The sequence below is a fragment of the Dyella psychrodurans genome, from assembly GCF_003363265.1.
In the GTDB taxonomy this organism is placed as follows: domain Bacteria; phylum Pseudomonadota; class Gammaproteobacteria; order Xanthomonadales; family Rhodanobacteraceae; genus Dyella_B; species Dyella_B psychrodurans.
On sequence record NZ_QRBF01000006.1, the window covers coordinates 112886 to 131624 of the forward strand.

20 protein-coding genes are annotated in these 18739 nt (G+C 63.5%); 5 read left to right on the plus strand and 15 right to left on the minus strand.

The window, feature by feature from the left end:
* Positions 1 to 72: 72 nt before the first annotated feature.
* The 15 genes from DWU99_RS15700 to DWU99_RS15765 all read right to left on the minus strand — a co-directional run bounded on the left by DWU99_RS15700 (position 73) and on the right by DWU99_RS15765 (position 13740).
* A complete protein-coding gene (locus tag DWU99_RS15700) occupies positions 73 to 954 on the minus strand; it encodes an alpha/beta fold hydrolase (protein WP_115479020.1) in 882 nt (293 codons plus the stop codon).
* Entirely contained in the window at positions 951 to 1094 is a 144-nt protein-coding gene (locus DWU99_RS21115; RefSeq protein ID WP_199535820.1) for a hypothetical protein, read from the minus strand. The genes DWU99_RS15700 and DWU99_RS21115 overlap by 4 nt, the downstream gene beginning before the upstream one ends.
* 87 nt (positions 1095 to 1181) lie before the next feature.
* Positions 1182 to 2006, minus strand: a complete 825-nt coding sequence (locus DWU99_RS15705; protein WP_115479021.1) for a helix-turn-helix transcriptional regulator — start codon at positions 2004 to 2006, stop codon at positions 1182 to 1184.
* A 97-nt stretch (positions 2007 to 2103) separates the two neighbouring features.
* The gene (gene flgL / locus DWU99_RS15710; protein WP_233511171.1) at positions 2104 to 3348 is read right to left on the minus strand and encodes a flagellar hook-associated protein FlgL; all 1245 of its coding nucleotides are present in this window, start codon (positions 3346 to 3348) and stop codon (positions 2104 to 2106) included.
* 2 nt (positions 3349 to 3350) lie between these two features.
* The gene (flgK, locus tag DWU99_RS15715) at positions 3351 to 5249 is read right to left on the minus strand and encodes a flagellar hook-associated protein FlgK (protein WP_115479022.1); all 1899 of its coding nucleotides are present in this window, start codon (positions 5247 to 5249) and stop codon (positions 3351 to 3353) included.
* A gap of 52 nt (positions 5250 to 5301) precedes the next feature.
* Positions 5302 to 6264 (minus strand): flagellar assembly peptidoglycan hydrolase FlgJ, encoded by a 963-nt coding sequence (flgJ, locus tag DWU99_RS15720; protein ID WP_115479023.1) that lies wholly within the window; start codon positions 6262 to 6264, stop codon positions 5302 to 5304.
* A 1-nt stretch (position 6265) separates the two neighbouring features.
* A complete protein-coding gene (locus DWU99_RS15725) occupies positions 6266 to 7345 on the minus strand; it encodes a flagellar basal body P-ring protein FlgI (protein WP_115479024.1) in 1080 nt (359 codons plus the stop codon).
* Positions 7346 to 7539: 194 nt separating this feature from the next.
* The gene (gene flgH, locus DWU99_RS15730) at positions 7540 to 8238 is read right to left on the minus strand and encodes a flagellar basal body L-ring protein FlgH (RefSeq protein WP_115479025.1); all 699 of its coding nucleotides are present in this window, start codon (positions 8236 to 8238) and stop codon (positions 7540 to 7542) included.
* 11 nt (positions 8239 to 8249) lie between these two features.
* Positions 8250 to 9035: a flagellar basal-body rod protein FlgG gene (flgG, locus tag DWU99_RS15735; RefSeq protein ID WP_115479026.1), complete on the minus strand. Its 786-nt coding sequence runs from the start codon at positions 9033 to 9035 to the stop codon at positions 8250 to 8252.
* Between the two features lie 24 nt (positions 9036 to 9059).
* Positions 9060 to 9800, minus strand: coding sequence for a flagellar basal-body rod protein FlgF (gene flgF / locus DWU99_RS15740; protein WP_115479027.1), 741 nt, complete (start codon positions 9798 to 9800; stop codon positions 9060 to 9062).
* 6 nt (positions 9801 to 9806) lie between these two features.
* Positions 9807 to 11033, minus strand: a complete 1227-nt coding sequence (locus DWU99_RS15745) for a flagellar hook protein FlgE (RefSeq protein WP_115479028.1) — start codon at positions 11031 to 11033, stop codon at positions 9807 to 9809.
* A gap of 48 nt (positions 11034 to 11081) precedes the next feature.
* Positions 11082 to 11768, minus strand: a complete 687-nt coding sequence (locus DWU99_RS15750; RefSeq protein ID WP_115479029.1) for a flagellar hook assembly protein FlgD — start codon at positions 11766 to 11768, stop codon at positions 11082 to 11084.
* Positions 11769 to 11784: 16 nt separating this feature from the next.
* Positions 11785 to 12216 carry a flagellar basal body rod protein FlgC gene (gene flgC / locus DWU99_RS15755; RefSeq protein ID WP_115479030.1) on the minus strand — a complete coding sequence of 144 codons (432 nt, stop codon included), beginning with the start codon at positions 12214 to 12216 and terminating at the stop codon, positions 11785 to 11787.
* Positions 12216 to 12632, minus strand: coding sequence for a flagellar basal body rod protein FlgB (flgB, locus tag DWU99_RS15760; protein WP_115479031.1), 417 nt, complete (start codon positions 12630 to 12632; stop codon positions 12216 to 12218). Before flgB ends, flgC begins: the two co-directional genes overlap by 1 nt.
* 181 nt (positions 12633 to 12813) lie before the next feature.
* On the minus strand, positions 12814 to 13740 hold the full coding sequence (locus DWU99_RS15765; RefSeq protein WP_115479032.1) for a chemotaxis protein: 927 nt from the start codon (positions 13738 to 13740) through the stop codon (positions 12814 to 12816).
* A gap of 403 nt (positions 13741 to 14143) precedes the next feature.
* Here DWU99_RS15765 and DWU99_RS15770 point away from each other — a divergent pair, with 403 nt between their 5' ends.
* From DWU99_RS15770 to DWU99_RS15790, 5 genes are all read left to right on the plus strand, one after another.
* Positions 14144 to 15454: a methyl-accepting chemotaxis protein gene (locus tag DWU99_RS15770; RefSeq protein ID WP_115479033.1), complete on the plus strand. Its 1311-nt coding sequence runs from the start codon at positions 14144 to 14146 to the stop codon at positions 15452 to 15454.
* A complete protein-coding gene (gene flgA, locus DWU99_RS15775) occupies positions 15451 to 16143 on the plus strand; it encodes a flagellar basal body P-ring formation chaperone FlgA (RefSeq protein ID WP_115479034.1) in 693 nt (230 codons plus the stop codon). Before DWU99_RS15770 ends, flgA begins: the two co-directional genes overlap by 4 nt.
* A 94-nt stretch (positions 16144 to 16237) precedes the next feature.
* Entirely contained in the window at positions 16238 to 16546 is a 309-nt protein-coding gene (flgM, locus tag DWU99_RS15780) for a flagellar biosynthesis anti-sigma factor FlgM (RefSeq protein WP_115479035.1), read from the plus strand.
* 4 nt (positions 16547 to 16550) lie between these two features.
* Positions 16551 to 16997: a flagella synthesis protein FlgN gene (locus DWU99_RS15785; protein ID WP_115479036.1), complete on the plus strand. Its 447-nt coding sequence runs from the start codon at positions 16551 to 16553 to the stop codon at positions 16995 to 16997.
* Between the two features lie 74 nt (positions 16998 to 17071).
* Positions 17072 to 18358 (plus strand): EAL and HDOD domain-containing protein, encoded by a 1287-nt coding sequence (locus tag DWU99_RS15790; RefSeq protein WP_233511172.1) that lies wholly within the window; start codon positions 17072 to 17074, stop codon positions 18356 to 18358.
* Positions 18359 to 18739 lie beyond the last annotated feature (381 nt).

The window sequence follows — 18739 nt, forward strand, 5'->3', positions numbered from 1 at the left end:
GCGTCGGCCAATGCGTGTCGCGACCTGCCATGTCACGACACGCATTATCGAAACAGGCGCACACACACCGCACTAATGCGCCGCGACGCCTGCGCTTAACTTCCAGTGCGTCTCAAGCTCCCGGTTGAACTCGTCGGGACGTTCCTCCGGGAAAAAGATACGGGCAGATGCAAGTTCCACACGCTTCCGGGTTCCCGGAATGGTGCTGGCGAGCCAGTGCGACCACTTCGTGTCGAAGTAGATATCGTCCGTGGCCCAGGCGATGAGCGTCGGTGCCCGCACCTGCTTCAGCCGATCTTCGATCTGCACGGTGTGACGGCAATCGAAGGCGTTGACGAAGCGTTCGATGTCGCGCGTGCGTTGCGGCGAACGAAGGAAGGGACGCAGGTAGGTTTCGATCGCTTCGTCCGTCACGGCTTCCGGCCGCTCGTAGGCCGGACCGAGCGCCTGCGGCGACCGATAGACGGCTTTGTCGGCAAGCATGGCGTTCAAGGTATCCGGCAAACCGCCCGCGGCCACCATCGCGACGAATGGCTTGAACGGCTCCGGCGGCCAGTTGTCGTGCGCATCGCAATTGGTGAGGGTGAGGCTGCGCAAACGTTCCGGGTACAGCGCCGCGAAGATCTGGCAGATGCCGCCACCGCTGTCGTTGCCGACCAGGTCCACCTGATCGATATGCATCGCATCCAGGAACTGGGCCAGCATGTGCGCGTTGGCGGTGACGGATACGTCTTGCGTGGTGGCGATTTCGGTGTCGCCATGCGCAAGCAGATCCACGGCAATGCAGCGCCGCATGCCGCCCAGTTGCGCAAGCTGATGCCGCCACAGGTAACTGTTGAGCAGCACTCCGTGCACGAACAGCGCCACGGGCCCGCTGCCATGTTCCAGATAGCCGATGTTTCCGGACGGCGTTGTCACATGGCGCTTTTGGGTGAGGAAGTCCGCGTTTTTCATGAGGTCTTCCCCTGGCTCGCCTCGCGCAACTTCTGCGCGCATGCTTCGCAGCACACCTCCACGACACGGTTGCCGATCGTGACCTTGATGGCGTTTTCGTCCAGTGGGTAATCGCAGGTCGCGCAGGTTTTCTCGCTCATGATCGTGTCTCCTGTCATTGCCCGCCTATCGGGCCTGCACAGGAGACCATGCAGCGTCGGCGGCCGCTGTCGAAATCTTTAGCCGTTTCACTGGGCCGATTGCTTGAAGGCGCTCGGCGAGCGGCCGTAGGTCTGGCGGAACGCGGCCGCGAAATGACTGTGGCTGGAGAAGCCAAGGTCCGTGCCCAGCGCCGCCATGTCGTCGTATTCCGCAATCAGGTCCAGCGCACGCGCAAGGCGCAACCGCAAGTGATAGCGGTAGAGCGGAATGCCTTCGACCTGCTGGAAAACCTGCGTGAGATAAACCGGCGATCCGCCGATCTCGGCGGCGATCTCCGCCAAGGTCCAGCGGCGCGAAAGATCGCTCGCCAGCAGCACCTTGACGCGGTCGGCCAGACGCCCGCGCGCATGCGTCGCGCCCGGCTCATGCGAAGTGCGCGGCCCCAGGCTGCGGCACACAAGCGTCAGCAGCAGGCCTTCGGCTTCCAGCGGTTCGATGGCGTCGTTGTCGAGACTGTGCCGCAGCAAGGCCACCAGCGCCTGCGCGCGTGGGTCGATGCGCAGATTCTGGCGACGGAATGCCAGCTTTCCGCGACCGTTCAAAAGCGATCGCGGAACCAGTTCGTCCAACAGCGATTCCGACAAGGCAAGCGACAGATTGGCGTCGCCGCCCTCCACCGGATGGCTGACCTGGTAGGGCTGATCGGCGTTGAAAAACAGTACGTGATTGGCATCCGCCACCGCCTGGTCGCGGCCCACGTGGCGCATGTAGACACCGCGATAGGGAAAGACCAGATGCGTCGCGGTGGAACATTCCTCGCCGCTGAGGTGCCGGCACACACCGCTGCATCGCACGTCCTGCACCGTGACGGTGTGCGTGCGCAACAACTGGCGGGTGTCGTAATCGGACATGGCGCATCGACCGGACTGACGCGCACGCTTTGCGTGCCCGCCGAGTATAGGCCTGTGCACGGCGCGTTACGAGCCGGATCGCGGTGTCGCTTCGGCGTCAGCCTTGCAGGTAATTGAACAGGCTTGTGCCCTGCACCTTCGCGAACACCTGCTGCGAGGCCTGCAATGCGGTCGATTGCAATGACAGGTTGCTGATGGCGGTCGCCATGTCCACGTTCTGCACGTCCGACAACGCGCTCTTGTAGGTCACGTTCAAATCGGAATACGAGCTGCCTTGCTGCTGCAGGGTATCCACGCGGCTGCCGACGGACACCTGCGCGCTGGACACGGAGTTCATCGCCTGGTTCAGCGACTCCAGCTGACGGTTGAGCGTATTGGAGATCGCCGTGGTGCTGCCGCCGCTTTGCAGGGCGGCGATCATGTTGTTGAGCGTGGTGAATACGTCCTGCGTGTTGGACGCGGTATCGGATTGCACCTTCACCGTATCGCCGGCCGCCGGCGTGCCGCTCATCGTGATCGACATGCCGTCGAAGGTGATGCTGCCGCCGTCGGTATAGGTGCCGGTGATCGGGTTGCCGCTGCTGTCCGTCACCGGATTGCCCGCGGCATCGGTGACGGCATACGTGCCGTTCGCGCCGAAGGTGATCGTGTCGTTGATCGGGCCGGCCGCCGTCGCGGCAGCAAATGCGGTGGTGCTGGTGACGCTGTTGGCGCCGACCACCAACGTACCGGTGTTGCTGCTGCCGGCACTGGATACGAAGGAACCGTTGCCCTGCGCCAGATTCATGAAGATCGAGCTGCCCGGATCGCCGCTGGCCACCTGCAGTCCCGTGCCGACCGCGACGAACGTCTGCTGGTCGTTGCCCGCATAGGTGACGGCGCCCGTGCTGCTGTTGGTGACGAACGGCGTCGTGGTGGAGCTGGTTCCGGAGAACAGCGCCTGCCCGTTGGCGTCGGTGGTGTTGGCCAGCTGCACCAGCTGATTGCGGTACTGCGTGAGCTGGGTCGCCATGTTGCTGAGGTCGCTGGGGGACATCGCGCTGTTGATACCGCCCAGCGCAATGTCGTTCACGCTGCTGAGCAGGTTGCTGACGGATGTGAGCGTGCTCGTTTCCGTGGACAATCGCGTGTTGGCACTGCTGATGTTGTTGGTGTACTCGCTGTTTTCGGCCAGGATGTGATTGAGCCCCACGATCTGCGCCGCGCCGGTCGGGTTGTCCGACGGCACGTTGATGGCATTGCCGGTGCTGACCTCGTTCTGCGTCTGCGCCAGTTCGGACTCCTGGTTGAGCATGGTCGACAGCGATTGCTGGTACATCCAGCTCGTAGAAATGCGCATCATGGTTAGCCGTCCTGAATCGCGGTAATCAAGCTCGTAAACAGTTGATGCGCGGTCGAGATGACCTGCGCCGATGCCTGGTAAGCCTGCTGGTATTGCACGAGGTTGGCGGCTTCCTGATTGAGGTTCACGCCGGCGAGGCTTTGCTGATTGCCCTGTGCCTCGTTGAAGAGACTCGTCTGCGTGGTGAGATCGGTGCTCGCCAGGTTGCCGGCGGAACCGATTTGCGCAGTGAGGTTGCCATAGCTGGTCACCACCGATGTCTTGCCGCCATCGAGCACGCCGGTGTCGGCCAATGCGGCCAGCGACAAGGCATTGCTGTTGTCGTTGAGTCCGTTGGTGTTGGCGGCGACCTTGAAGCTGTCGCCGCTCGCGGGCGTGCCGCTCAAGCTCAAGCTCCAGCCATCGGCGGTGATCGGCTGGCCCGCGGTGTACGTACCGTTGGTGGTATTACCGGCGCCGTCGGTGATGGTGTAGGCACCCGCGGCGCCGAAGGTGATCGTCGCGCCCGAGAGCAGGTTGGCGTTGCCCGCGTTCGTCACGCTGACGGTGCCGACCGTGCCGGTGCCCGTGTTGCTCGTCGACGCCGTCGCCGCCAGCGCCGCCGCAGCGGCGATGCCGTTGGGATCGGTCAAGCTCACGCTTAGCGAGGATGCCGCGTTGCGCGTGGGTTCGATTTCGTAGCTGTCGCCCGTCTGCGCCGTGCCCGACACGCTCAAGGTCAGGCCATCGGCGGAGAGCGTGCCGTTCGCGTTGGCGGTGAGCGCCACGTTCTGGCCGGATGTCGTCGAGAGCGTCCAACCGTTGGTGCCGGAGCCCGCGCCGGTGTACTTGAGGATGTAATCGGAGCTCGTCAGTTGCGAGACGTTGCTCACCGCCGCGCTGACCGTCGCACCGCCCGCCGAGTTCTTGCTCGACGGCAGCACGGTGGGCGAACCCACGCTGAAAATGGCCTGCCCTTGCTGGCCGTTGAGATTCAGGCCCTGCGCCTGCTGGCCGTTGACGCTCGAGGCCAGCGCGATCGCCGATTGCCCGAGCGCGTTCTGCGCGGGTTCCAGCACCGTGTCGCGATAGCCGATCAACGCGCCCAGCGTGCCGCCGGTGATCTGGGAAGTCACGTCGTTGCCGGCACTGTCGAACACATCGGTGCTGCCGGGATCGTATTGATTGGCGCCCGACGACAGCGCATACGACTGCTGCCCGCTCACCAGCGTCTCGCCCGCCGACGTATACACGCTGAGGGAACCGTTGCTGTTGGTGGACGCGGAAATGCCCGTGAGACCCGACAACTGCTGCACGAGCTGGTCGCGCTGGTCGAGCAGGCTGTTCGGATTGCCGTTCGTGCCGGCCTGCGCGATCTGCCCGTTGAGCGTGGCGATCTGCGCGCTGATCGTGTTGATGCTGGTGACGGTGCTGCCGATCTGCTGATTGACCGACGTGGATTGCTGGCTGAGCTGCTGCCCCAGCGTGTTGTAGACCGAGGTCAGCGACGAGGCCGAACCCAGCGCCGCCTGGCGCACCGAGGACGAACTCGGCGAGTTCGCGACACTGCTGAAACTGCTGTAGAAACTGTCCAGCGCGGTCTGCAGGTTGCCGCTGCCGGTGAAGAGACTGTTGAGCGTGCTGGTGAGATTGTTCGCGGTGGTCGCGCTCTGCAGGCCGCTGTTGCTGTTCCACACCGCGGTGGTCAGGTACTGGCTGTAGGCGCGCTGCACGGCGACGACATCGACGCCGCTGCCGATGGTGTAGCGGCCGTTGCTCTGCGTGACTTGTTCGACCTGGTCCACGCTTTCTTCGCTGTAACCGGTGGTGCTGGCATTGGCGATGTTGTTGCTGACCGTGCTCAGGGCGACCTGGGCTGCGTTGAGCCCGGATATCCCGATGTTGAGCATGCTGGAGGACATGAAGCGATCCTTAGTTACGGGGCCAGGGCTGCACGAAGCTCATGAGTCACGCTCAGGGTGTCGGCAGGGAGACGGTTTTCTTAAGCGCATCCAGCGCCTGGCGCATCACCGGACTGTTGGCGATGGCCGCCACTTTGCCGACGTAGGCCGGGTCGGTGGCGTAGCCGCCTTCGGTCAGCGCCCTCGCGTAACCCACCACGTCGTCGCCCCGGCCCAGGGCCTGGGCATAGCGCGGATCGCCGCTGATCAGGTCGGCGTAGTCGGCGAGCGAGTCGGCGGTCGATTTGTAGGAGCGGAACTGCGCCTGCTTGCGCACCGCGATCCCGCCTTCGTATTCCACGGTAGGCACGCTCACGCGCGAGCCGCCCCAGCCACCGCCGGCCTTGATGCCGAACAGGTTGAAACTGCTGCTGCCGTCGGAATGCGTGGGCATGTGCTTGCCCCAGTTCGTTTCCAGCGCGGCCTGCGCCAGCACGGTGCGCAGCGACAAACCCAATTGCCTGGCCACGATGCTGGCCTGCGGCGCGAGTTCGCGCACGAACGCTTCGGCATCGACGGGAATCCACGATGCCACCGCATGCGCCGCCGAACGCGTGGCATCGGCCACTTGATACAAACGTTGTTTCCAGTCGTCGACCAGGCCGGTGGCGCTTGGATCGGCCGTTGCCGACTTCGGATCGCCGGCGTGAGCGCTGTTGTTGTGCCCGCCCAGCTGATGAATCAGCAATTCCGCGATGCCCAGACCTTTTCCGTGCTGCGAGAGATTGAGCGAGAGCTGCTGGTCGTACATGTCCTGCCATTGGTCGCCGGCCTGGCTTTCGAACAGCGGATCGCCGAAATTCGCATCGCGCATCGACTTCAGCAGCATCTGCGTGAACATCGATTCGAACTGCCGCGCGACCGCCGGCAGGGCGGCGTTCTGATCCGACTCGGCCTGATGACGCAAGGCGCCGAACCCGGACAGATCGGTCCAGGTACTGAGGCTTTGCGCTGCGGCGTTGCCGATATCGGCCATGTCAGATCACCACCAAGTCCGCATGCAATGCGCCGGCTTGCTTGAGTGCTTCAAGAATCGAGATCAGATCCGTGGGCGTGGCACCGACCTGATTGACGGCGCGCACGATGGAATCGAGGCTGACGCCCGGGCCGAACTTGAACATGTGGCCGCCCGTCTGGTTGATCGACACCGTGCTGTTGGGCACCACCGTGGTCTGGCCGCCGCTGCTGAAGGGACTGGGCTGGCTCACCTGCGGTTGTTCGCTGATGGTGACCTGGATCGAACCATGCGCCACCGCCGCCGCGCTCACGCGCACATCCGAACCGATGACGACGGTGCCGGTGCGCGAGTTGACGATCACGCGCGCCGGCGCATCGCCCGGGTCTACGTCCAGCGATTCGATCGCGCCGAGCCACGCGACTTTCTCGCTCGCATCGACCGGACCGCGCACCGCCACCGAGCCGCCATCCAACGCATGGGCGGTGCCTGCGCCGTAGAGATGATTGATCGCATCGGCGATGCGCCCGGCCGTGGTGAAGTCGGCCGTGTCGAGATCGAGCACGATATCGCCGGGCCGGTTGAACGAGTTGGCCACCGTGCGTTCCACCGATGCGCCGTTGGGAATGCGTCCGCTGGCAGAGATGTTGATCTGCACGCTGGAACCGCTCCTGCCCGATGCGCTCACGCCGCCGACCACCACGCTGCCTTGTGCAACCGCATAGACACTGCCATCGGCGCCGCGCAAGGGCGTCATCAACAGTTCGCCGCCGCGGATGCTCTTGGCATTGCCGATGGAAGCCACCGTGACGTCGATCTTCTGACCGGGCTTGGCGAAGGGCGGCAACTCGGCCGTGATCGTCACCGCCGCCACGTCTTTCAGCTGCGGCTGAATACCGGTGGTCGGCAGCGATACGCCGAACTGCTTGAGCATGTTCTCCAAACTCTGCGTGGTGAACGGCGCCTGCGTGGTCTGGTCGCCCGTACCGTCGAGGCCGACGACCAGGCCGTAACCCACCAACTGGTTGCTGCGTACACCGGCTACTTGCACCAGATCGCGGACTTTGTCCGCATGCGCACTCGGGATGAAGCCCAACAGCATGACCAGCAGCGCGACGATACCCGTGACCCCCTCTCCCCTCCGGGGAGAGGGCTGGGGTGAGGGGCCGCTCTTGCCGCCATGCTCACGTTTATCGCGACTGAAAAATTTCATGTGCAGTGCTCGAATGATGAAAGTCTTGCGCGAGGTTGTCCCCTCACCGCAACCCTCTCCCCAGAGGGGAGAGGGAGTGAAGGTCAATAAGGCATCCACTTGGAGTTAAAGAATCTCGCCAGCCAGCCCTGCTGGTTGGCGCTGTTGAGCACACCGCGACCGGTGTAGGTGATGCGCGCATCGGCCACGCGAGTGGAGTCGACGGAATTGTCCTGCTCGATGTCTTCGGGACGCACGATGCCGGAAAGGCGGATCAGTTCCTGGCCCTGGTTGATGGTCAGCCACTTCTCGCCGCGCACCATCAGGTTGCCGTTGGAAAGCCGCTGCGACACCGTGACGGTGAACTCGCCGGTGAGCTGATTGCTCTGCGTGCTGCTGCCCGCGCCATCGAAGCTGTTGGCGGAATTGAGATTGGTGTCGGCGGCATTGCCGCCTTTCACGCTCAAGGTATGACCGAGCAGTTCCGGCGCATTGAGCGTGTTCTTGTCGGTCTTGGCGGTCGTGGTTTCCGACTTCTTGCTGGCCTGCATCGCCTCGACCAGGTTGATGGTGAGAATGTCGCCGACGCGATGCGCACGCGGGTCATTGAACAGCTCCATGTTCTGCATGTCGTGATAGATCGAGCCGTCGGCAGGCGGCGGCGTAGGCTGCGTGACTGGCGCCGTGGCCGCCCATTCGGCATCTTCCTGCTTCTGCCTTTCGCCCATGCTGCCGCAGCCGGCCAGCATGGCCACCACCAGCGAAGCGAAAACCACACGCACATACAAGGAAGGATGAGACATGACGGCACTACTCAGGTGTGTTGGATGACGAACGACAGCATGTCGTCGACGGCACTGATCGACTTGGAATTCATTTCGTAGGTGCGCTGGGCCTGGATCATGTTGACCATCTCCTCCACCACGTTGGTGTTGGACGATTCCAGCGAACCTTGCGCGAGCGTGCCCATGCCGTTGACGCCGGGCTGCCCGGTCTGCGCCGTGCCGCTGGATTGGGTCTCCAGATAAAGGTTCTGCCCCATCGGCTGCAGGCCGCCGGGATTGACGAAGTTGGCAAGCTGCACCACGCCGATCTGCGTGGGCGCGGTCGAACCGTTGGCGGTGACGCTGACCGTACCGTCGGTGCCGATGGTGATGCTGTTGACGTTGGCCGGCAGCGTGATCGACGGCACCAGCGGATAGCCGTCCGCGGTAACGATCTGGCCGTTGGAATCTTCATGCAGCGAACCGTCGCGCGAGTAGGCGACGGTGCCGTCCGGCAGACTCACTTGCAGAAAACCGTTGCCCTGGATCGCCACGTCGAGCGTATTGCCGGTCTGCGTGACCGCGCCCTGCGTGAACAGCTTCTCGCTGCCGACGACTTTCACACCCGTGCCCAGCAACAAGCCCGATGGCGATTGCGTCTGCTCGGTGGTCTGGCTGCCGGGCTGGCCTTCGTTCTGATACATCAGATCCTGGAACGAAGCGCGCGAGGTCTTGAAACCGGTGGTGCTGGCGTTGGCGAGGTTGTTGGAGATGACGTCCATCTCCGTCTGCTGCGCATCCAGGCCGGTCTTGGCAATCCAAAGAGAAGAAAACATAGCGTGGCTCCGAGTAAGCTTGCGTTAGCTCGTCTGCAGAAGTTTGGTGCTGGAATCCGAGTCGTCTTCCGCGGTCTTGATCGAACGCACCTGCATTTCGTACTGGCGCGACAGCGAAATCATCTTCACCAGTTCGGACGACGGATTGACGTTGCTGGCTTCCAGCGCACCGGATGTAATCGTGACGGTGTCGTCGGCATCGGCCTGGCTGCCGTCATTCATGTGCATCAGGCCATCCGGCCCTTCCGACATCTGCGAAGGATCCGGATTGACCAGCTTGATCTGCCCCACCGCCGCGACGGTGTTGGGGCCTTGTCCCATCGGCACGGTGGAAATCGTGCCGTCCTTGCCGACGCTGATCTGCGCGCTGTCGGGAACCGTGATCGGACCGCCCGTGCCCATGACAGGATTGCCGCGGCTGTCGGTCAGACTGCCGTCGGCACCGAGCTGCAGGTCGCCGGCACGCGTGTACGCTTCGCTGCCGTCGGCGGCCTGCACCGCAATCCAGCCCGGACCGTTCACCGCGACATCGAGCGAACGGCCGGTGTGTTGAATCGAACCTTGTGATACGTCCTGCCCCACGCCTTCGGCCACGGCATTGATGCGTGTGTTGGCGCCGGGGCCGAGCACGGGCACGCTCTGGAACGCGCTGAGCTCGCTCTTGAAACCGACGGTGGACGCGTTGGCCAGATTGTGGCTCACGGCATCCTGCGCACGCATGGTCTGCGTGGCGCCGGTCATCGCGATGTAGACGGAACGGTCCATGAGTTATCAGCCGCGATCGACAGCCTGGAACAGCGCCTGGTCCAGCGAGCTGACCGTGCCGAGCATCTGCGAATTGGCCTGGTAGTTCTGCTGCGCCTGGATCATGTCGACCAGCTGCGCGGTCGTGTCCGACGTGTTGGATGTTTCCAGTTGTCCCTGTTCGATATCGCCGAACTGGCCCGTGGCCGCGGTGCCCAGCACTGCCGTGCCGGACGACTGCGTGGCCACCCAGTTGTTGTTGCCGACCTGCTGCAAGCCCTGCAGATTGGCGAAGTTGGCGACGGCGATCTGGCCGAGCTGCGTGGTCTGGTTGTTGGAGTAGATCGCGGTGACGACACCGTTGGTGCCGATTTCCACGTTCTCCAGCACGCCGGCTTCGAAACCGTTCTGGTTGATCGTGCCCGGCGCATAGGCCGTACCGAACTGCGTGGTGTTGGTCACGTTCACCGTCATGGTGGCGGGGAACGAGGCACCGTTGGTCGGCTGCGTCGGCGTGAAGCTCAAATTGCCGTTGGCCGGTGCCGTCAGCGCGCCTGCGCTGTTGAACGTCAACGCGGCGGTGCCGGCGCTGTTGCCGTCGATGTAGAGGTTCGCATTCCAGGTGTTGTTGGCGGTCTTGACGTAGTAGATCGTCGCCGAGTGCGATCCGCCCTGCGAATCGTAGACGGTAAGCGTGGATGCGTTGTTGTAGCTGTTGGCGTCGGTCGGACTGAACGGCGTATCGACAGGCAGCGACGCGCCGGCCGGCAGGTTCGAGCTGACGTTGATCGTGCTGGTCGGCGTCGCCGCGCTCTGCGCGGTGTTCAACTGCAGATTGGTGAGCGTGCTGGTGTTGAAACCGCCCGCCGCATTCGGCGGATACACCTGCAGAAAAGAGCCGCTGGAGGTGACGACGTCGCCGTTGGCGTTTTCCTGGAACGCGCCATCGCGCGTGTACTGATCGCCGCTGCCGCTATTGACGACGAAGAAGCCGTTGCCGCTGATCGCCATGTCCAGGCTGCCGTTGGTGGTCTCCAGGTCGCCCTGCTGGAACTGCTGCTGGACGCCGGTCAACTCGGCGCCGCTGCCCACCGTCACCGAGCTGAGGTTGAGACCTGTCACCGCGTACACTTCAGAGAATTGCGCCGTGGAGCCTTTGAAGCCCACCGTGCCCGCGTTGGCGATGTTGTTGGAAATGACGTTGAGATCTGACTGAGCCGCGTTGATGCCGCTGAGCGCCTGATTGAGTGCCATGCTGTGTTCCTCGGGATGTGATGACGGCGAGCGAAATGCGTGCCGTCGTCAGTTGATCTGTGCCACCTGGCTTAGCGGCACGCCGCCGACGCCCGACACCTGCACATACGTGCCGGTGCCGCTGCCGCCGTAGCCCACGCCGGTTACCGCACCGGAGGCATAGGTGGTCAGCGCGGAGCTGGTGCCGCCGTTGTTGGCCGAAATGCTGTACGTACCGTTGGCGACCGCGTTGCCGTTGCTGTCGGTGCCGTTCCAGCTGAATTGCGTCAGCCCGACCTGCTGATTGCCCAGATCGACGCTGTTGACGGTGTTGCCGTTGCTGTCCTTGATGGTGACCACGACATCGCCGGCGGTGGTGACATTCACCGCGCCGTTCACGGCGCTGCCCGCGTAGTCGAGCGTGGTGGAAGGCACCAGCACCTGCTTGCCGACCAGGTTCGCGGCGTTGAGCACCTGCGAGGTCTGCATGCCGCTGCTGAGGTTGCTGCTCAAGGTCTGCAGGTTGGTGTCGATATCCTGGGTGGTGTTCAACGTCGCGAACTGCGCGAGTTCCGCGGCCATCTGCGAGTTGTCCATCGGCTGCGTGGGATCCTGGTCCTTCAGCTGCGTCGTGAGCAATTGCAGGAAGTCGGACTGGTTCATGATCGAACCGGTCGGCGTGCTCGTGACCGTGCTGCCGGTCAGGCTCAGGCCGGATGCCGAATAACTGGTGGTGGCGCTACCTACAGCGGACATGGATTGACTCCGGAAATTAGCTGCCCAGATCGATGGTCTTGATCATCAGCTGCTTGGTGGTGTTCATGACTTCGACGTTGTTCTGATACGAACGCGACGCGGAGATCATGTTCACCAGTTCATCGATGGGATTGACGTTGCTGCCGTAGACGAAACCGTTCTGGTCGGCCATCGGATTGCCCGGTTCGTAATGCGATTCCACCGGCTGCTGGCTTTCGGTGACGCCGACCGTGCGCACGCCGTTGTTGACGGCGTTGTCGTTCGACGCGCCGATGCCGCCATCGGTTTCCTGCGTGGGCGCGAACAGCAATTCCTTCGCCTTGTAGGCGGAGTCGGGGCTGCCGCTGAGACTGTCGGCGTTGGCGAGATTGCTGGCGACGGTGTTGAGCCGCAGCGATTCGGCGGCCATGCCGGAACCGGCCGTGTCGAAGATCTTCATCAGCGACATCAGCTTTGCCCTCCGCCGTTGATGGCCAGGCGCAGCGTCTGGATCGAGCTGTTGATGAAGCTCAAGCTCGCCTGGTAATGCACCATGTTGCTGGCGAACTGCGACTGCTCCACCTGCGTGTCGACGGTGTTGCCGTCCATCGACGGCTGCAACGGCACGCGGTATTTGAGATCGTCCGTCGAGGTGGTGCTGCTGTCGCTTATCTGGCCTTCGCTCGGCGTGGCCAGCTGCAGGTTGGTGGAATCGCCGCTGGCTTGTTGCAGGGCCGAACGAAAATCGACGTCGCGCGCCTTATAGTTCGGCGTGTCGGCGTTGGCGATATTGGATGCGATCGTTTCCGAACGTTGCTGCCACAGCCCGAGAGCCTGGCCGCTCAGTCCGAAGACGTTGTCTAGCACTGTACTGACGATGCCCATGATCGATTCCCCGCAGCGTTGACTGCTTGCGGAGGATCATGAGCAAGTTGTATGCCACGCACGGAAAACCGCATGGCGCGGCCATTTACCGCTGTACATGCACATGCAGCGCACTATGCGGCGACGATATACCGTCGCTGCGGGACGGAATCCCGACGGCATTCCGCCGCGAGGATGAACGTCAATTTGTTGACGGCAGCATCAGCTCCAGCACCGTCTTCGCCAACAGATCGGGCTGGAATTTCGCAATGAAACGATCGGCGCCCACGTCGCGCACCAGGGCTTCATTGAATACGCCGCTGAGCGAGCTGTGCAGCACGACTTTCAGTCCGCGCAACGCGGGCGTGTCGCGAATCGCGCGGGTCAGCGCATAGCCGTCCAGGCGCGGCATCTCGATATCGGAGATGACCAGCGTGATCTTTTCGTCGTCGCTTTCGGCCATCTGATTCAACGCATCCAGCGCCTCGCGGCCGTCCTGCGCCACCAGGCATTCGATATTCATCTGCTTGAACAGATTGACCAGGCGCAGGCGCGCCACGGTCGAGTCGTCCACCACCATGATGCGTCGCGGCGCCAGCTCCCGGTGCCCGGCTTCGTTTTGAATATGCTGGGAAAGTTCGGCCGGTGCACCATCGATGCTGGCGAGCACGTGCTCCACGTCCACCACCGCCATCAGGCGCCCGTCGACACGCGATACCGCGCTGACGCGGCCGCCGAATCCGAGCGTGCTGGACGGTGCCTCGAGCGATTCGCCGGTGCAATGCACGATGCGCTGGAAATCGGTCACCAGGAATCCTTGCATCGAGCGGCTGAATTCGGTCACCACCAGATGCGCCGAATCCACGTCGACCAAGGGTTGATAGCCCAATGCGGCCGCCAGGTCGATCACCGGAATCGTCTTGCCGCGATAGTCGAAACTTCCCGCCAGCAACTCGTGCATGCCGGGCAGGCGTTCCATCGGCGGCTTGCGCAGCACTTCGCGCACCTTGAATACATTGATGCCGAACAACTGGCCATCGCCCAGGCGAAACAACAACATGGCGACGCGATTGTGGCCGGCCAGCCGAGTGTGACTTTCCACGCTGTCCAGCAATGCGCCGCCCGTCATGGTGTTCCTCTTGATTGCGCCATGAGCCACGCGGAAAGGCGACCCGTGCGCTTTTATCGGCGCGAACCGCGCTGGACTTGAGCCGCAGGGACGCAACGTTTTTTTGTTGGCGATCGATCGGTCTCCTCGACACAAGCGTCCACACACTTGCCGCAACAACTCCCTCCCCTGCGTGCAGGGGAGGGTTGGGGAGGGGTCAAGCAACCTCGCGTCGAGGCTAGCGCGAGCAACCCCCTCCCAACCTCCCCCTGCAAGCAGGGGGAGGAGCTTGCACACGCTCCGATTTACCACGACCAAGTGGCGCCGCTTTTTCGCTGACCAAGTCATGGCACACGCCTTGCTTCCTCAAGTTCCGACGTTTCCCGACGATCTCAGGGAACCCACGAACGGAATTGCTTCGCTTATGAGTCTGATCCGCAGCCAGCACCTGGCCGCCCTGATACAAGCCGCACTCGCCGGGAACGAGGCCGAGGTGGCCCGCCTGAGCCGCAAGCATCCGACGGCCGCCGGATTGCTGGCGCCGTTGTTCGCGCGCCTGGCGCCGCGCGCGCCGGCGGCGGTTGCCCTGCAATCGCTGGAACAGCAAAGCCTGGTGCTGACCCATGCGCAAACGCTTCACCGCGACCAAAGCTCGCTGGAGACCTCGATCGGCGAGAGCCGCGACAGCGTCGGCCAGTTGACGGATTACAGCGCCGGGATGTCGACGATGCTGCAGCAGGCCCAGGGCAGCATCGATCAGGCCGCCGGAGCCGGAGGCCGGAGCACGGCCAGCGTCGGCGAACTCAACGGCCAGTTGCGCCTGCTGCGCAGCGCGCTGTCGGCCATGAACCAGAACCAGAGCCTGCTGACCGCACAAGTGGCGCAGATTCGCACGCTGACCACCAGCGTGCAGGAGATCGCGCACCAGACCAACCTCGTCGCCCTCAACGCCGCGATCGAAGCGGCGCGTGCGGGCGATGCCGGACGCGGCTTCGCCGTGGTGGCCGATGAAGTGAAGCAGCTGGCGGAGAAGACCGCGCAGGCCACGGCGGAAATCGAAAGCGTCACCAGCTCCATCGGCGAGTTCTCGTTGCAGATGAACGGCAACGTGCAGCTTGGCCTGCAGCGGCTGGAACGCGCGCAAACGGGCGTCGGTGAAACCGAACGCTCGTTGCAGCAAGGCGGCGAAGCGCTGCAGAACAGCAGCGAACGCCTGCGCTCGCTTCGCGAAGCCCAGGATGCATCGCATGTGCGCGCCACCACGGTGAAGGCGACGCTCGGCGCACTGCAGCGTCGCGCCTACGAAGTCCGTCGCTTCAGCGAGTCGCTCGGCCGCGCGGCCGCGCTCGCGCATCGGTCGAGTCTCGGCTGGCTGGAAGGCGAAAGCGGCAACGATACCGCCAGCCTCAGCCTCACCGTGCGCGAATCGGTGGTGGGCCTGCGTCAGAGCATCGAACTGGCCTTGCAGGAACCGACCTCGCTGGATCGCCGCTGGTTCGATACCGACGTGCTGGTGCGCAGCCTCGATCGACTCACGGCGCGCCACAGCCAGCATCCGTCCAACCAGACCTTGCGCGAATCCGCGGCACGTCTGCAGGAACATGGCCACGCCTTCCTCGAGCTGCTCAACAGCGGACAGTTCGAACAGGCCAGGCAGTTGTGCGGCAAATTCGAAAGCGAACGCGAAACCATCAACAGCCAATTGGCGACGATGCTCACCGACGATCTTTCATGACATCGCTGACCGCCGCCCTGCTGCTTGCCGTTGTCGCGAGCGCGAATGCCGCGCCGGCCGACACGACGCCCGCGCAATTGCGCGCCGCCGCCGAAGAGGCCGTGCGTGCGCAATATGCGGATGCGGGCAGCCGGGTGGTGATCATGCCGACGTCGCTCAATCCGCGCCTGCGTCTCGCCGCGTGCGCGCATCCGCTGCAAACGCATCTGCCGACGCGCCAGGGAACGCCTTCGCGCGTAGCGGTTTCGGTGAGTTGCAACGGCAGCCCGGGCTGGACGATCCAGGTGCCGGTGCAGATGCAGGTCTTCCGCCAGGTGCTGGTGACCAGCCGGCCGCTGGCGCGTGGCGATATCGCCGGTCCCGTCGACGTGCATACCGAAGAACGCGATATCGCCCGGCTCGGCTATGGCTACGTGCAAAGCCTCGACCAGATCACCGGTCACTCCCTCTCCCGACCGCTGATCGCGGGCGTGGTGCTGGAGCCGGGCGACCTCAACGGGCGCCAGACCGTGCATGCCGGCGAAGAGGTTTCTTTGGTCGCCCAGCTCGGCGGCATCGAGGTGCGGGCCTCGGGCATGGCGCTGGACGGCGGCGACACGGGCGCCCATCTGCGCGTCCGCAATGGCAATTCCGGCCGGATTATCAATGGGATAGTGGTAGGGGACGGCGAGGTGCAGGCACTGCCTTAACCGGACATACTCAAGCGATCGGCAGCATTAAAGTTTTTCCGGGGGACGCCGATACCTCTAACAGAGCTCATCCGACCAGAGAATCCCGAGCGCTATGAACACAACGATTTCTTCCAACGGACTGCCGCAAATCCCGCTCGCGACCACGAACGCGGACAGCAGCGCTGCCAACCAGACGGCGAATACTTCTTCGTCCGGCACGTCGGCCACGCAGGCCAACGACAGCGTGAACCTGACCGACTCGGCCCGCGCCATCCATCAGGCCAGCAGCGCCAACAGCCCCGTCGACACCGCGCGCGTCGAGCAGATCAAGCAGTCGCTCGCCGCGGGCACCTACAAGGTCGACCCGAACGCCATCGCCGATCGTCTCGTCTCGCTGGAAAACCAGGTGAGCGGCAAGTAATGCCATGAGCCCGAACCTGCAGGCCGAACTTGGTGCCGCGTTGCGCACCGTCCTTGACGAAATGAGCGCGACCACCGCGCAGCTCATCACCGTCCTGGACGAGGAGCGCGAAGCGCTCACCAGCGCCGACGCCAAGGGGCTCAATCGCGCCGGCGAGGCCAAGCAGATGTTGATGCGCAGGCTCGAACAGCTCGATGTCGAACGCCTGCACTTGAGCAATACCTCCACCGAAGCTGCGCAGCAAGCGGATGGCGCGTGGCAAGAACTCTTGAAATCGCTTGCCACCTGCCGCGACAAGAACCTGCGCAATGGCGCGCTCGTCGGCCAGCGATTGACGCAAGTACGACGCGCGCTTTCGGTGCTCACCGGCACCGATGCGCAAGCCGGAACCTACAGTCAGAACGGAGCAGTCCACGGCACGCATCGCTCCATACCGCTTGCCCAGGCCTGATAAGCATTCCCCTCGTGCGCCGGGCACGATGCCCGCGTCACGGCCGTTGCTTCACCCTCGCACGGTATCGATTCATGACGACCACCACAGCTACAGCGCCTACCACGTCGCTCCACGACGCTCCCAGTTCGCTCAGCGACATGCTGCTGCCGGTCGTGCGCAGTCCGATGCTGGACCGCGAGGAAGAACTGTTCGCCTACGAACTCGTGTTCTATCGCCAGGGCGCCGGCACCGATGCCGATACCACGCTTCAGGGCGGCATCGTTTCGGGCATCACCGATGGTGCGATCACGCGACTCGTGCGCGGCAACCGTGCCTTCATGCGCGTATCGCGTTCGTTGCTGCTGGAGCAGACCGACATCCTTGCGCACACGCCGCGTCTTGGCGTGATCGTCGATCCCTTCCAGGTGCGCGACATTGCACTGGTGCAGCGCCTGCAGCAACTCGCACTGCGCAATTGCGCGCTGATGCTCGATCTAGGCCATAACGATCCCGGCGCCTGCGAACCGTTCGGTGCGCTCGAACCGCTGCTGCGACTGGTGCGTTACGTACGCCTGGATGCGAAAGCGCTGGATGCCGACACCTTGGCCGAACGCTGCAAGCAATTGTACGAGCGCGGCCTTGGCGTCATCGCCGGCAATGTCGACGACCACGTCACCTACGGCCGCTGCAAGGACCTGCCCTTCCAGGCCATTCAAGGCCGCTATCTGCTGGTGCCGCAGCAGATCGAAGTGCCGGTGCTCACACCCAATCGCCTGAGCCTGCTTCGCCTGATGGGTGCGTTGCAGGAAAGCAATGCGGGTCCCGTGGAGCTTGGCGAGATCATCCGCGACGACGCGGTGCTCAGTTACAAACTGCTCGGCTGCGTGAACTCCGCTTACTTTGCCTTGCCGCGCCAACTGAAATCGATCCAGCAGGCCGCGATCTTCTTTGGCCTGGCGCGCATGCGCAACTGGATCAACACGATGGCGCTCAGCAGCATGGACGATCGTCCGCCGGAATTGCTGCGCGCGGCGCTGATCCGCGCGCACATGTGCGAGAAACTTGCGCAAGGCATGCCGAGCGAGCAGCAGGACATGGCGTTCATGGCCGGGCTGCTTTCTTTGCTCGATACGTTGTTGTGTGCGCCGATGGAATTCGTGCTGAGCCATTTGCCGCTGGCGCCGGAGATTCGCGAGGCGCTGGTCGAGGATCGCGGGCCGTTCGCGCCGCTGCTTGGGCAGATTTATACCTGGGAGGCGGGCGATCTGAAGAACGGTCAGATGCAGCCGCAGGATATTCGCCGGATGGCGGGGGCGTATTTTGAGGCTACGCAGTGGGCGGATCAGGTTTATTCGTTTGCTGAGCAGCGGGCAAATTGATTGGCGCTTTCTCTGTGTGTGTTGAATTGTCTTGCTAGCCAGACGTTCTCGTCGTCCTCGTGAAGCTCGGACTTCTGCGCCGTATCACCTTAGAGCTAGCGACATACCTCATGGTCGTCATTCCGGCGTAGGCCGGAATCCAGTGGCCTCGGTTTTTGATTGTGCGTGATCGCCAGGTTGCTCGCCTGCGCGGCGGGCGTTTCGCGCGCTCATGTGTGCGCACGCTTCACTTCCGTCGTCCCGGCGAAAGCCGGGACCCAGTGACTTTGGTTTTTGGTTGTGATGGTGTGTGATCGCCAGGTTGCTCGCCTACGCGGCGGGCGTTTCGCGCGCTCATGTGTGCGCACGCTTCACTTCCGTCGTCCCGGCGAAAGCCGGGAC